The 13,857-nt window shown below is 39.3% G+C and carries 11 protein-coding genes and 1 pseudogene; 9 read left to right on the forward strand and 3 right to left on the reverse strand.

What is annotated here, in order from left to right; all coding sequences use genetic code 11:
- Positions 1-9: 9 nt before the first annotated feature.
- From IT970_RS08645 to IT970_RS08685, 9 genes and pseudogenes are all read left to right on the forward strand, one after another.
- Positions 10-1,495 (forward strand): annotated as a pseudogene (locus tag IT970_RS08645) (tryptophan halogenase family protein).
- A 409-nt stretch (positions 1,496-1,904) separates the two neighbouring features.
- The gene (locus tag IT970_RS08650) at positions 1,905-3,233 is read left to right on the forward strand and encodes a GH1 family beta-glucosidase (protein WP_196857208.1); all 1,329 of its coding nucleotides are present in this window, start codon (positions 1,905-1,907) and stop codon (positions 3,231-3,233) included.
- Positions 3,234-3,250: 17 nt separating this feature from the next.
- A complete protein-coding gene (locus tag IT970_RS08655) occupies positions 3,251-4,783 on the forward strand; it encodes an MFS transporter (protein WP_196857209.1) in 1,533 nt (510 codons plus the stop codon).
- 34 nt (positions 4,784-4,817) lie between these two features.
- Positions 4,818-5,819 carry a LacI family DNA-binding transcriptional regulator gene (locus tag IT970_RS08660; protein WP_196857210.1) on the forward strand — a complete coding sequence of 334 codons (1,002 nt, stop codon included), beginning with the start codon at positions 4,818-4,820 and terminating at the stop codon, positions 5,817-5,819.
- A 110-nt stretch (positions 5,820-5,929) separates the two neighbouring features.
- The gene (locus tag IT970_RS08665; protein ID WP_196857211.1) at positions 5,930-6,334 is read left to right on the forward strand and encodes a MerR family transcriptional regulator; all 405 of its coding nucleotides are present in this window, start codon (positions 5,930-5,932) and stop codon (positions 6,332-6,334) included.
- A 152-nt stretch (positions 6,335-6,486) separates the two neighbouring features.
- Entirely contained in the window at positions 6,487-7,182 is a 696-nt protein-coding gene (locus IT970_RS08670) for a DUF4336 domain-containing protein (RefSeq protein ID WP_075593515.1), read from the forward strand.
- 166 nt (positions 7,183-7,348) lie between these two features.
- Entirely contained in the window at positions 7,349-7,690 is a 342-nt protein-coding gene (locus IT970_RS08675; protein ID WP_196857212.1) for an NAD(P)H-dependent oxidoreductase, read from the forward strand.
- Between the two features lie 191 nt (positions 7,691-7,881).
- Complete coding sequence (locus IT970_RS08680; RefSeq protein ID WP_196857787.1) at positions 7,882-8,652, forward strand: class I SAM-dependent methyltransferase; 771 nt, start codon at positions 7,882-7,884, stop codon at positions 8,650-8,652.
- A 32-nt stretch (positions 8,653-8,684) separates the two neighbouring features.
- Entirely contained in the window at positions 8,685-9,341 is a 657-nt protein-coding gene (locus IT970_RS08685; protein WP_074989381.1) for a LysE family translocator, read from the forward strand.
- 69 nt (positions 9,342-9,410) lie between these two features.
- On the opposite strand, the gene IT970_RS08690 is transcribed toward IT970_RS08685, so the two are convergent.
- The 3 genes from IT970_RS08690 to IT970_RS08700 form a co-directional block, all read right to left on the reverse strand.
- Positions 9,411-10,202: a LytR/AlgR family response regulator transcription factor gene (locus tag IT970_RS08690; protein WP_180310873.1), complete on the reverse strand. Its 792-nt coding sequence runs from the start codon at positions 10,200-10,202 to the stop codon at positions 9,411-9,413.
- Positions 10,199-11,170: a sensor histidine kinase gene (locus IT970_RS08695; protein WP_206770745.1), complete on the reverse strand. Its 972-nt coding sequence runs from the start codon at positions 11,168-11,170 to the stop codon at positions 10,199-10,201. Before IT970_RS08695 ends, IT970_RS08690 begins: the two co-directional genes overlap by 4 nt.
- A 142-nt stretch (positions 11,171-11,312) precedes the next feature.
- The gene (locus IT970_RS08700) at positions 11,313-13,844 is read right to left on the reverse strand and encodes a glycoside hydrolase family 3 protein (RefSeq protein WP_196857213.1); all 2,532 of its coding nucleotides are present in this window, start codon (positions 13,842-13,844) and stop codon (positions 11,313-11,315) included.
- Positions 13,845-13,857: the final 13 nt, after the last annotated feature.

Here is a 13,857-nt window from a genome sequence, read left to right on the forward strand (position 1 = left end):
GGGTTAAGAATGACAAATCACTTTACCAAACATGTCGTTATTGCTGGGGGCGGTACCGCCGGTTGGATGGCCGCAGCTGCGTTAGCTAAATTATTAGGCAATGAAATAACCATCACTTTAATTGAATCTGATGAAATTGGGGACTGTCGGTGTCGGCGAGGCAACAATCCCCCCTATTCGCACCTTTCATAAGTTACTGGGTATAGATGAACAGCGCTTCATGACACAAACACAGGCGACTTTTAAACTCGGGATCAGTTTTGAAAATTGGCACAAACCAAACAGTGACTATATTCACTCGTTTGGCATGACAGGCAAAGAATGCTGGGCTGGCGAATTCCATCACTTGTTACATGCTCAAAATCAAGGTGTTAAAGATGATTTTGGCGACTATTGTTACGAATTGCAGGCTGCAAAACACGGAAAATTTGGCTTCAACAAGCAAAACCCAATCAACTATGCCTTTCATTTGGATGCCAATCGCTATGCATTATTTTTACGAGATTTTGCTGAACAACACAGCGTAAAACGCATAGAAGGAAAGATAGAGCACATCAACAAATCTGCAACGAATGGCTTCATTGAAAGAGTCACGTTAAAAAATGGCACCATCGTTTCGGGGGATTTTTTTATTGATTGCACTGGCTTTAAAGGCTTACTTATAGAGCAAGCCTTGCATACAGGCTTTGAAGACTGGTCACACTTATTACCGTGTGATAGCGCTGTCGCTGTACAAACAACAGGCTCAGATGAAATTCTCCCGTATACACGCTCAATCGCACACCAATCGGGCTGGCAGTGGCAAATACCATTACAAAACCGTACAGGTAATGGCTTAGTGTATTGCAGTCGCTATTTGACTGATGCGGATGCCACACACCTATTACTCAACAATATTAGTGGCGAGATTTTAACAGACCCAAAAGTCATAAAATTTAAAACGGGGCGTCGTCTAAAAGGCTGGAATAAAAACTGCCTCGCTTTGGGTCTCGCAAGTGGCTTTTTAGAGCCTCTCGAGTCAACCAGTATTCACCTTATTATGACCGGTATAATCCGCTTTATACGATTATTCCCGTTCACCCATATCAGCCAACATGCAATTGATGAATACAACAAACAATTAAAATCTGAACTCGAGAGCATTCGTGATTTTATCGTGCTGCACTACAGGGTAACCGACCGCGACGATAGTGAATTTTGGCGTCATTGCAAAACAATGGAGATCACTCAAACACTCAGCCATAAAATTGCATTATTTAAACAAACAGGGCGCGTTTTTTTAGATGACGGTGACATATTTCGCGTTGATTCATGGGTGCAGGTAATGCTTGGTCAAGGAATAAAGCCACAGCAATATCATCATGTAGCCAGCTTAATGAGTGAACAAGAATTAATGCAGTTTTTACACGGTATTAAACAGCAAATAGCACATCGCCTTGCGCAATTGCCTAACCATAAAGAGTTTGTAAGTAAGTATTGCTCACAGAACAATTAGTGTATTGACTGATTGCCATGCACTTTTTAGGCTCATATCGCATAGAGTCTGTATGCTGTGTCAGTACTCATACCTCGTTAAATATGTTTGGTAAGTATACGCGTTTTATAAGGTCATACTATTACAGCGAGTGTCAACAGAGATGTGGAATTATTAATCGTTTTTTCTTTTATAAAGCAAGCAGTAACACTTGCTTTATTGTTTTTTAAAATGCAAAAAACACCGTATTAAACCCGTTATTAAAATAAACTATTGACCATAACCAAATTAGTCTCTAACCTAAATATGGAAGCGCTACCATAAACACCCAATATTTTGCGTGTTTTTTTTGAAAAAACATGGAAGCGCTTTCAGTAGAAAAGAATTAGTCACCATTTAACTTGCAATTGTTCACCAAAGGTTTCTTTAAATGACTCAGCTCACGTTACCAAAAAACTCACCTATGCTTAGCAAAGACTTTATCTATGGCGTCGCTACGGCTTCGTTTCAAATTGAAGGTTCTGCGGATAAGCGCCTCCCCTGCATCTGGGACACTTTTTGCGCAACCCCGGGGAAAATCGCCGATAATTCGAATGGTGAACGTGCGTGTGAACATGTCATAAAATGGCGTGAAGATATTGCTCTCATTGACTCTTTGGGAGTGGATGCTTATCGCCTCTCAATTTCTTGGCCACGAGTCATAACCTTAGACGGCACTTTAAATCATGATGGTGTAAAGTTTTATACCGATATACTAGATGAGTTAGCACGTCGTAATATAAAAGCCTTTGTGACGCTTTACCATTGGGATTTACCGCAACACTTGGAAGACAAAGGGGGATGGTTAAATCGAGAAACCGCCTTTGAATTTGAACGCTATGTTGATTTAATAAGTAAAGCATTTGGTAATAAGGTTTATTCATATGCGACATTGAATGAACCTTTCTGTAGTTCATACTTAGGCTATGAAATTGGTGTTCATGCTCCTGGAATAAAAGGCCGTGAATTTGGCCGAAAAGCAGCGCATCACCTATTACTTGCCCATGGATTAGCCATGAAGGTTCTGAATAAAAATAGCCCACACGCGCTCAATGGAATTGTACTTAACTTCACCCCTTGTTACCCGGTTACTCATAGTGATGCCGATTTAGCTGCCACAGCATTTGCTGATGACTATATAAATCAATGGTACATGAAACCGGTAATGACCGGAGCGTACCCTGACATTATAGAGCAGTTACCTGAGGCTCATAAACCTGACATATTACCAGGGGATATGGAAACAATTGCTCAACCACTTGATTTTTTAGGTGTCAATTTTTACACGCGATTACACTATCAAGCGAGCGAAACTGATTATTATGAAGAAATGCCTCACCAAGCACCAATGACCGATATTGGCTGGGAGATATACCCAAAAGCGCTCACTGAATTATTAGTATCGCTGCATGAAAAATACCAGCTACCTCCTGTTTTTATTACTGAAAATGGGGCAGCTATGGATGACAAGATGATTAATTCAGAGGTTCATGATCAAGATAGAATTGATTATTATAATAGCCACTTAAATGCTGTAAACGACGCAATGGAGCAAGGTGTTACTGTCTCGGGGTATTTTGCATGGAGCTTAATGGATAATTTTGAATGGGCAGAAGGATACTCAAAACGTTTCGGTATTGTTTATGTCGACTATGTAACCCAGCAACGTGTTATTAAAGACAGTGGCAACGCATACAGTCACTTAATTAAAAACCGCTAATAATAAAGATACCAATAATGATAAAAAACACTCTGCCCTTACATGAAAAAATAGGCTACGCAATGGGTGATGCGGGCGCCAACTTAGTGTGGCGTGGCGCATTAGCCTACTTAGCCGTTTTTTATACTGACACGTTTGGTATTTCAGCGTCTGCCGCTGCCCTCCTTTTTCTAGTCGTACGTTTATCCGATGGTGTCACCGATATCATTATGGGAATGATAGCTGACCGCACGCAAACGCGACTAGGAAAATTTCGTCCTTGGATTTTGTGGTCGACGCCTTTTTTAGCGTTATTCATGGTACTGTGCTTTACCACCCCCAACATTAGCCCAGTCGCAAAACTAATATACGCCTACTTTACTTATATCGGACTCACATTAGCTTACACAGTAAGTAATGTCCCTTATTCAGCTTTAATGGGAGTCATGACAGGGGATGACCTAGAGCGGGCAAAACTCTCTGGATTCCGTTTTGCTGGAGCATTCACTGGTGGACTATTAGTAATGGGTTTTTTGCCGGATTTAGTTGCTTACTTTGGCCAAGGAAACAGTGCGCAAGGTTATCAATACACTATGTATTTATTCGCTGCTTTACTCACAATACTCATGCTGATCACCTTTGCCAGTACGAAAGAGCGCGTTCAACCCGCTTTAAAAAAACAGACCTCATTAAAATATGAGTTATTAGATTTAAGTAAGAGCTTACCTTTTATAGTGCTTCCATTATTAGCAACTACGTTGTTTTTTTATTATCGTGAACTTTATTCAGGCCTTTTCTTTGCAGTAACAATGGGCTTAATGACAATTGTCATTCGTAAATTGCTGTCTCAAGATCACAGTAAACTCAGTGGCTCTCAGCAGGATATGGTGGACTTATTAACCAATAAACCGTGGCTTATATTATTAGGCATGGGCTTTTTAACCATGATGTTTAATGGCATAAAGTACGGTGTGATTGCCTATTACTTTAAATATTATGTGGGTAATGAGCTGATGGCCGGACAATATTTTATTGCCTTGTTAGTTGTCTCTATCTTTGGGGCTTTACTAACGGGGAAGCTGGCTGAAATATTTGGAAAACGCACTTTATTTATTCTTTCATTAATTCTAAGCGCCCTGTTTACAATTGCCTTTTTCTGGCTACCAAGTGACAACATCCCGCTGATCTTTGCTCTTGGTTGTAGTGCCGAGTTCTTTGCAGCCATGATGCCTACCCTGTTTTTCTCGATGCTCGGTGATAGTGCTGATTATTCTGAGTGGAAAAATAACCGCCGTGCTACTGGCCTTATTTATTCTGCAGGTACATTTGTGCAAAAGACAGGCGGTGGATTCGCCGGTGCGCTTGTTTTAGTCGTACTCGCGGGCTACGGCTATAACGGTATGGATGAAACAACAATCGCTCAATCTTTAGAAGGTATGAAATTGCTTATGAGCTGGTTACCCGCAGCGTTTGCACTTTTAGCGGCCGCACTCATGCTCTTATATCCATTAACCACTGAGATGAAAGAAAAAATTACAGAAGACTTGGCAATTAGACGTGCAAGTCTGTAAATTAATCTACAAAGGTATTTATTAAATTATCATTATGGCAACTATTTATCAGGTCTCTGAGCTTGCAGGTGTTTCTCTTTCAACCGTCTCTCGCGTGTTGAATGAAAACGACTATGTAAGTAAAAAAACAAAACAAAAAGTGCTTGATGCAATGAAACAGCTAGGCTATCAGCCTAACTCTATTGCTCGTTCTCTTGCTTCAAACTGTTCAAATAGTGTTGGCGTGTTAGTCTCAGAGCTCGACGGTCCGTTCTTTGGAGAAATGATGTCTGCCATTGAAGCCCAACTAAGAGCGGCAGGTAAGCATGTCATAATCACGCCGGGGCACAGTGAAGAAGACAAAGAAAAAAATGGTTTAGAATTTTTGATCTCTCGAAACTGTGACGCCATTATTGCCCATGTTGAGGCTGTTACTGATGATTATTTAGTTGAGCTAAATAAAGGAAAAACCCCTATTTTCTTAATCAGCCGATATGTTGAGCAAATGAAAGAAAACTGCATCAGCCTTGATAATGTCATGGGAGGTTATTTAGCAACCAAGCACCTACTAGACTTAGGGCACCGCGATATAACTTACATAGCAGGGCCCTTGTTTAAGCCAGATGCAGCGGACCGTCTGACAGGGCATAAAAAGGCTCTCAACGAATACAATATCCATTTTGATGAGCAATCTCTGTACGTTGGCGATTTTAAGGAAACGGGCGGATACAATGGCTTAAAGCATTTTTTTGAAAACAAAAAGCAATTTACTGCCATCGTGTGTGCTAATGACGAAATGGCGTCGGGCGTGATGAAATGTGCGCGAGAACATAATTTTGAACTTCCTAAAGATCTCGCAATTATTGGCTTCGATAATGTTCATTTTACAAGTTATTTGTACCCTACTCTCACGACGATTGACAATCCCGTTGAACAAATGGGGAAAATGGCCGCTAATTTAGTTTTAAAAGATATTTATAAACAAAATCGTGCCGATATAGAACATATCTTTTCGCCCAATCTTATAATGCGAGACTCAACGCCAAGGTCAAATTAACGGTAACCCCTTGAGAGTATTATCTAATATAAATAAGTAGAGCGTTGACAACGTCTTCGTTTCTACTTGTTACATTCAACTAATATCTAAATATGATAAAGGAGATGTTGGTGTTTATTGGTGAAGTATCAAAGAAGACACAATTAACTGTCAAAACAATCCGATTTTATGAAGAAAAAGGTCTAATACCAGTACCTCTAAGACAAGGAAAGTACCGTGTCTACACAGACGATCACGTTGAAATATTAAAGCTAATTTCTGAAGCTAAAACCCTAGGCGTCACATTGTCTGAACTTAATGGATTAATTAAATTTAAGGATTCAAAGGCTAACTGGTCAGAAATTAGTGAGTTTTTAGTGATACTAAAAGAACGTCTAACAGAGCAAATAAACGCAACCGCAGCAAAAATTGCCAAAATAGATTCATGTATCAGTATAATCAATCAGCAAACACCTCTTGACTCTCCCCTTAACGAGAGAGTGTATGATGGACAAAAGGTCGCGATAACGAAATAAATCAAACCATTTTAAACAAACTGCTTATCCGTTTACTAATCGGTTAGTTTTTGAATTGGTATGTTTTTGAATAGATAAATTCGCTTTGTAGTCCACTCTTTCAGGCCCTTGCCTGCGTTGTTTATAAGTGATTTCTAACTGTAAGGAATGACATGGAAAATTTAGCAAAAAACCTTTGGATCTTTAATGGCAAAAGTGTCACGTTTTTAGGCTTACCCTTTTCTACGCGTATGACCATAATCAAGCTTTCAAATAATGAGTTGTGGGTACACAGTCCTATCGAATTAACAGAGGCTTTGCAGCAGCAAGTAGATAGCTTAGGAAAAGTAACGTTTTTAATTGCACCTAACCACCTTCATCATTTGTTTTTACCACAATGGATAGATGCATACAGCGACGCTAAAGTTTATGGCACGCAAGAGCTTATAAAGAAACGCAATGACATTTCATTCAACGCATCATTAAATAATGAAACGTCATACCCTTGGTCACACGACATTGCACAGATATTATTCACCGGTTCAGCATTAATGGAGGAATGTGTCTTCTTTCATAAGCAATCTAACACCCTAATAGTCACCGATTTGGTTGAAAACTTTTCGGGTAACGATTTTAACTTTTGGCAAAAATGGCTGGCTAAAGGCGCAGGTATTTTAGCGCCAAAGGGAAAAACGCCGATAGACTGGCGCTTAAGCTTTATGTTTAATAAAACACAAGCGAGTAAACATATTAGAAAGATATTTGCCTGGGAGGCAGATATGCTAATTATGGCGCATGGTGAAATAATTAAGAAAGACGCAACAGACTTTTTGCGACAATCTTTTAACTGGTTGGTAAAAAATAAATAGCCGCAGCTACCCGTAATGCAATTTTGCCAAGACCCCATACAAGTACATTAATATTTCACATTATAAATATTTGCTAATAAACACTCTTTATAATGAAAGCCTATTGACTCTCCACCACAGGGGAGACTTTAAAATAACAATTATTTTCTATCCATGAGAGGTAATTGTGAAAAATATTATATTAGTAAATGGCAATCCTAAAAAGAACAGCTTTTCATCGAGTATTACTGATAAATATGCACAGGCAGCACGCAAGTCCGCGAACATTCGTATTGTTAATCTACCCGAAATGGATTTTGATCCAAATTTAATGTGTGGTTATGATGATGACCAACCGCTTGCGCCATGTTTAAAGGAATTTAGCAAATCTCTTCATTGGGCTTATTTGATAGCGCATTTTTACCGTGCTCAACTTTTAAATTTTAAAATAGCAACTTACTCGCGACTCAACTCCTCAAAGGGAAAACTGCAAGAGTCATTCTTACAATGGACACACCCGCAGAGCTAGCTGCAGAATACGCTCAGTCATATTATGTGACGATACCCAAAAACAACACTGGCTTAATGATATTATAAAACGGGGTTCACACTGTGACTAAAGGCTTATATTAAAAAGTACAGGCTATTATACTCTATGCTTAGCGTTGCTCTTATGAGGGAGCCCCGCTAAATATTCGCATATATTTAAACGGAATAATGATGGATTATATTAAAATTAATAAAGAGGCGTGGAACAACAAGACCTCATTGCACATTGCATCAAAATTTTACAATCTCCCCGCATTTATAGAAGGCCAAACGTCACTAAATCCCATAGAACTTTCACTTTTGGGTGATGTTAAAGGGAAGTCACTTCTGCATTTACAATGTCACTTTGGCCAAGATACTTTGTCTTGGGCAAGATTGGGGGCTAATGTAACTGGCGTTGACTTATCATCAACGGCTATCGAACAGGCAAATAAACTCAAAGACTCTCTTGCTTTAAATGCGCATTTCATTGAAAGTGATATTTACCAGTTCGGTCAGTTCAATGATACACAATACGATATTGTATTCACGTCTTATGGGGTGCTTAGCTGGCTGCCAAATTTAGATAACTGGGCACAGGTTATTGCCGATGCTTTGAAGGCTGGTGGTGAATTCTACTTAATTGAATTTCATCCTTTTCAAGGACTTTTTGATGGCTACAGTTACTTTCCTAAATCAGCACCTGATATTGAAGAGGAAGGAACATACACCGAAAACTGCGATGGCACGAAATCCAAAACAGTCAGTTGGAGTCATTCAATAAGTGAAGTAATCAGCTCATTACTAAAAGCGGGATTAAGTATAGAAGCATGCGATGAATACCCTTTCAGCCCTTATGATTGCTTTGATGGCCTAGAATATATTCCCCACGCTGGTTATCAACTATTACATAACGGGCAACAGGTTCCATTGGTTTTTTCAATCAAAGCCCTTAAGCGCTAATTAAATCTAGATAATTTTTAACAGAGGTATATATGGATATAAGTTTACTGAGTATTTTTATTTCTGTGGCACTAGCTCATTTCCTTGCTTTACTCAGCCCAGGGCCAGATTTCGTGCTGGTAGTGAAAAGTGCACTAAAAGGAAACCAAAAGAACGCTATTGGCGTCGCCCTCGGAATTGCGATAGCAAATGCAGTTTATATAGGGTTATGTTTGATTGGTGTTGGGGCAATTTTATCAACGTCTGTTGGCTTAATGATCGCACTTAAAGTGATTGGTGGGCTGTTTTTAATGTATATCGCTTTTCACGCGTTGAAAGCACCTAAGAGCGCTTACAATAATGTTGTTATCGCAGCTCACAGCTCGGTTGCGTTTTCGTTCACCTGCTTTTGTAAAGAGTTTGCGACTGGATTCCTCTCAGGTATTCTTAATCCAAAAAATCTCTTATTTTATCTGAGCTTGTTTACGGTCGCGCTCACTCCTGAGGTTAGCATTACCTTTAAGGTGATTTTAGGTGTGTGGATGACCCTGATTGTTTTTATATGGGATGTTGCCATTATTTACATGCTATCCAAACAAAGAGTCAGGGAAAAATTTGTTAAAGCGTCTTATTTTATAGATAAAGTTACAGGTGCTGTTCTCGGTGTGATTGGTTTTAATATTGTAAAATCAGTATGGTCAAAACAGTAATGTGATAAGTATTAATCATCGTTGCTGCCACTCGCAATCTACGCAGTGTCAGCAACTATTATCACGTCATTATTTAAATAAGCCCTTTAGATGTTTACTATAAGTACGGCTTACTTTTAGTGTTTTCCCGTTGTGTAGTGTTGCCATGTACTCAGAGTTACGCAAGGGATCAAGCTGTTTTACATACTCTAGATTGATGATCGTCGATTTATGAATTCTCAAAAATGCCTCTGGCAAGGTATTGCTTTCAAGCTCTTTTAGTCTGGCTCGCATTACATAGGTTTCCGTTTCTGTGTGGACACACATGTAGTCACCCGCCGCATCAATCCATAGAATATCTGCAAAAGGTATTATTTGAATTGGGCTTTTTGCATCTCTAATAACCAAGTTTTCATCGTCAAACTTATAATCTGACTGCGCTGATTTTTCAAATGTTGATTCTTCTGCTTTGTCTATTTCTTGTTGTACTTCTATTAATTCACTTTTTTGGTATAGCTTTACATTATTAACCACTCTGTCTATGGCCTCTGCTAGCCTAGTGAGTTTGACTGGTTTTAATAAGTAATCAATTGCCCTGACTTCAAAAGCCCGCACTGCATGTTGATGAAATGCAGTGACAAAAATAACAGCAGGACAGGTTTCAGGTTGAAAATGTTTTATTAATTCAAAGCCAGACTTTGATGGCATTTCAATATCTAAGAAAATTAAATCTACTTCATGTTCATTCAGAAACTGAATTGCGTCATCCACACTGCTTGCACTGCCTATGACGTTAATCTCAGCAAATTCTTCTAACCTAATACGTAGGCCTTCAATTGCACTATACTCGTCGTCAACTAATAACGTTTTTAACTGAATCATTTAATAAGACCATTAATTGGCAATGTCATACATACCCAAGCTCCACCAGATGAATGATTGCCTTTTTCTATCCGCTGAGCTTTACCATAAATTAATTTCAAACGTTGCTCGCAGTTTGCCAAGCCTATTCCACGTTTAGTACTCTCATTATGTGTGAAGCCTTTGCCGGTGTCTGAAACCTTTATTATTAGGGTGTTTTTACTCTTTTCAATTACGATTGTTATAGCCATTGTTTTATCAGCTGCCATACCGTGCTTGAGTGCATTTTCAACTAATGGCTGAATTAGCATAGAGGGAATAAGTAGCTCACTACACCCTTCTTCAACTGAGATATTGACAGATAGTTTATCGGCAAAACGACACTTCTCGATGTCTAAATATGTACGAAGAATAGCGATTTCTTCTTTAATTGTGACTTTTTCAAGCGGGTCGGTATACAAACTGTGTCGCAATAAATCACATAACTTTTCAAGCATTTTAACGGCTTCTAAGCTTTCCTTTTTTAGGATTAATGTACAAATCGCATTGATACTATTAAACATAAAATGAGGATTAAGCTGGTAACGAAGCATTTTTAGCTGGGACTCTTTTGCTAAATGTGTTGCCTCAGCCGCTTTTTGTGTTTGTTCTAAGTTATCTAAATAAATCTTAATACCATAATAAAAGGCAGTCCATGTCGACAACATTGTCAATGAGGCGGATGTCCAAGTACCAAAATCAAACCAGCTCATTGGCAGCCAAAAGTTACCATAGAACCATTGTAAAGTGACCCACTTTATTTGGGTCCAAATTAAGGTTGCAGAGATAACGACCACGATATGCAATGCAACTTTTAACTTAAATTCGAGTAAACTAAGATAGGTGAAAACCTTTCTTAGAAAAAGAGTAATTAAAAAGCCAAAGCACGTATCAATTATCAGATGAGGGATGTGAATAGCCCATGGTTCATTACTGGGAACTTTGATCATGAGTTCGGTCAGAATCGCGTAAACTAGCCAACCGCAAATTTGAAATAACCAAAATAACTGGCTACGAGGGTTCGATGTATTCAAATCATTTATCCAAAAAGCAAAGCAGTCGGGCTATCAACCCCACTGCTTTGCTCCAAATTTAATTACTGCATTTTACCACAACAGCATCACTGTTAGGTTTAATCGTTAAACCAATGTCTGCGAAGGCGATACTCGCTTCGTTTGCTTCAACTTTCAAAACCTCAGTTATCGCTTTCGACTCAGTACCCTCAACGTTACAGCTTAACGGTATTGCCAAGGTATGCCATTTTTTATCACTCAGTATCGCATCAAATGAAGAAAAACTAACCTTCCGTAAACACTGTTTCTGAGAACACATAACCTGTAAATCAGTATGTTCACCGGGTGACTTATTAATTCGCATCTTCAGTGTTAAGTAACCTGACTGATACATCTCACTCATTTTTTCTGGTTTTTGATACGCTAAAGCAAATGTCGCTTTATCTGTTCCAGAACGCCAAATAAATTGTCGCGCATCTTCTTGATAAGATAAATTCACCGATTGCATCAACAAACTCATACCATCAGTACTTGTAGCCGATGAATTTTTGGTAATGACTTTATCAGTTTGGCCAGCTTGAAGAGTCCACACTAAGTTGTCAGATAAACTTCTTACAAACAACGCTTTCGAATCTGTACTTGCCACTTTCCTCGGTGTCGTTTTTTCGGTTAACACAGGTAAGTTAACCGTATCATCGTATGTTAAACCATAACCATACTCAAATAATGGTTGGTAATTTTCGTCGCCAATATTTAACGAATATTGGTTATCATATTTTGGCCAAGAAAAACTCAATTTCCCTGTGAAATCATACTGAATAGCGCCTTTTTCATTGGTTAATAAAATATCAGCAATACCTTCACCTTCTGACCCCGGTAACCACGCAGCCACAAAAGCATCTGATGCATTCAGCTCTTTATTTACCCAAAGTGGACGACCCGTTAAAAATACAGTAACAACTGGAATACCTTTTGCCTTAAGCGTCTTCAATAATGCTAAATCTTTTTTGGTTTCATATTGATACTCTAGGTACTCAATGTCACCAAACCATTCGGCATAAGGTTCTTCACCAATTACGACAATCGCGACATCAGGCTTAACAGAATAATCACCAAATTCATCAAACTCAACGTCACCACCCGCCTTTTCAATTTGTGATTTTAGACCCGCAAAGATAGAGGTTGCATTGGGGAAGTCATCATTGGTGTTGTCCGTTCCCTGCCATGAGACACTCCATCCACCAGCTTGCTTAGCAATATTGTCAGCACCGTTTCCGGCAACGAGAACGCGACTTTTAGCATTAATTGGCAGTACATTATTGTTATTTTTAAGTAGTACAAGAGACTTTCGCACTGCCTCTCTAGCTAACTCTCGATGTGGTTGAGCACCTAACCATTCAGGGTGTTGCGACTCAGGTCGTAATGAAGGTTTACCCTTTGCAAACACTCCCCATCTAATTTTAGCTCTCAGAAAACGTCTAACCGCATCATTTATTCTAGCCTCTGGTATCACACCTTCTTTCGCTTGCTTAACCGTATTATGATAAAAAGCTTCAAAGTGTTCAGGCACCATTATGACATCAACACCCGCATTTATGGCAGCAGCACATTGCTCAAGATCGCACCCTTCAACAAATTTATGCGCATTCCAGTCGCTAACAACGAAACCATCAAAGCCCATTTGGTTTTTCAGTACCTCTGTTAATAAATACTTATCACCGTGGACGCGTTGACCATTCCAACTATTAAAAGAGGCCATGACCGATTGCACACCCTCATTAATGGCTGAAAAATAGCCCGGACTATGAATCACTTTTAATCCTTGCTCGTCGATAATGGTGTTGCCACGGTCTATACCGCGCTCTGTACCACCGTCACCAACAAAGTGTTTGGCTGTTGCAATTCGCTTGGTATTTTTCAAAAAGTCGTTGCCGATTTCTCCTTGGATACCAATCACCATCTCTGCAGCATATTCTTTTACTAAATCTGGATTTTCTGAATAACTTTCATACGTTCTCCCCCAACGGTCATCCCTTACTACAGCAACGGTTGGTGCAAAGCTCCATTCAATTCCTGTTGCAGCAACTTCTTTAGCTGTCGCTTGACCGATTCGCTTAATCAAATCAGTATCTCTAGCTGCGCCAAGTCCAATATTATGTGGAAACAACGTTGCGCCATAAACATTACTGTGGCCATGCATGGCATCGGTACCCCAAATAGTCGGAATAGCAATACCATCGACAGATGCGTCCATTGAAGCGAGATACATCTCATCAGCGTACTTTAACCACATGTCCATTGAAGCACGTTTATTGCCATAAGGGGCCGTGTTCCCACCATTTAAATATGAACCGAAGCCATACTTACGCATTTGCTCAACCGTTAAATAGCCAATCTCTGGCTGAACCATTTGTGCTACTTTTTGCTCAATTGTCATCGTGGCTAGCAGTTTATCTATATGCTTTTCAACTGCAGGATCGCGTTTTAGTTTCGTATTAACATTTGGCCATTTTACACTGCCCGTTTCTACACCATACGACAATGGGCTATGAACAACGCCGGTTAAAAAGAGTGGGCAAAACAGTAACTTTAAAAATTTAAATTTAGACATCAAAAACCTATAA

Origin of the sequence: Pseudoalteromonas sp. A41-2, from assembly GCF_015767615.1 — a bacterium.
In the GTDB taxonomy this organism is placed as follows: domain Bacteria; phylum Pseudomonadota; class Gammaproteobacteria; order Enterobacterales; family Alteromonadaceae; genus Pseudoalteromonas; species Pseudoalteromonas lipolytica.

Excerpts from the sequence above, each read along its gene's own strand:
- IT970_RS08650 (WP_196857208.1), top strand. The coding sequence starts at position 1,905 with ATGACTCAGCTCACGTTACCAAAAAACTCACCTATGCTTAGCAAAGAC.
- IT970_RS08655 (WP_196857209.1), top strand. The coding sequence starts at position 3,251 with ATGATAAAAAACACTCTGCCCTTACATGAAAAAATAGGCTACGCAATG.
- IT970_RS08660 (WP_196857210.1), top strand. The coding sequence starts at position 4,818 with ATGGCAACTATTTATCAGGTCTCTGAGCTTGCAGGTGTTTCTCTTTCA.
- IT970_RS08670 (WP_075593515.1), top strand. The coding sequence starts at position 6,487 with ATGGAAAATTTAGCAAAAAACCTTTGGATCTTTAATGGCAAAAGTGTC.
- IT970_RS08680 (WP_196857787.1), top strand. The coding sequence starts at position 7,882 with ATGGATTATATTAAAATTAATAAAGAGGCGTGGAACAACAAGACCTCA.
- IT970_RS08685 (WP_074989381.1), top strand. The coding sequence starts at position 8,685 with ATGGATATAAGTTTACTGAGTATTTTTATTTCTGTGGCACTAGCTCAT.
- IT970_RS08690 (WP_180310873.1), bottom strand. The coding sequence starts at position 10,202 with ATGATTCAGTTAAAAACGTTATTAGTTGACGACGAGTATAGTGCAATT.
- IT970_RS08695 (WP_206770745.1), bottom strand. The coding sequence starts at position 11,170 with ATGATCAAAGTTCCCAGTAATGAACCATGGGCTATTCACATCCCTCAT.
- IT970_RS08700 (WP_196857213.1), bottom strand. The coding sequence starts at position 13,844 with ATGTCTAAATTTAAATTTTTAAAGTTACTGTTTTGCCCACTCTTTTTA.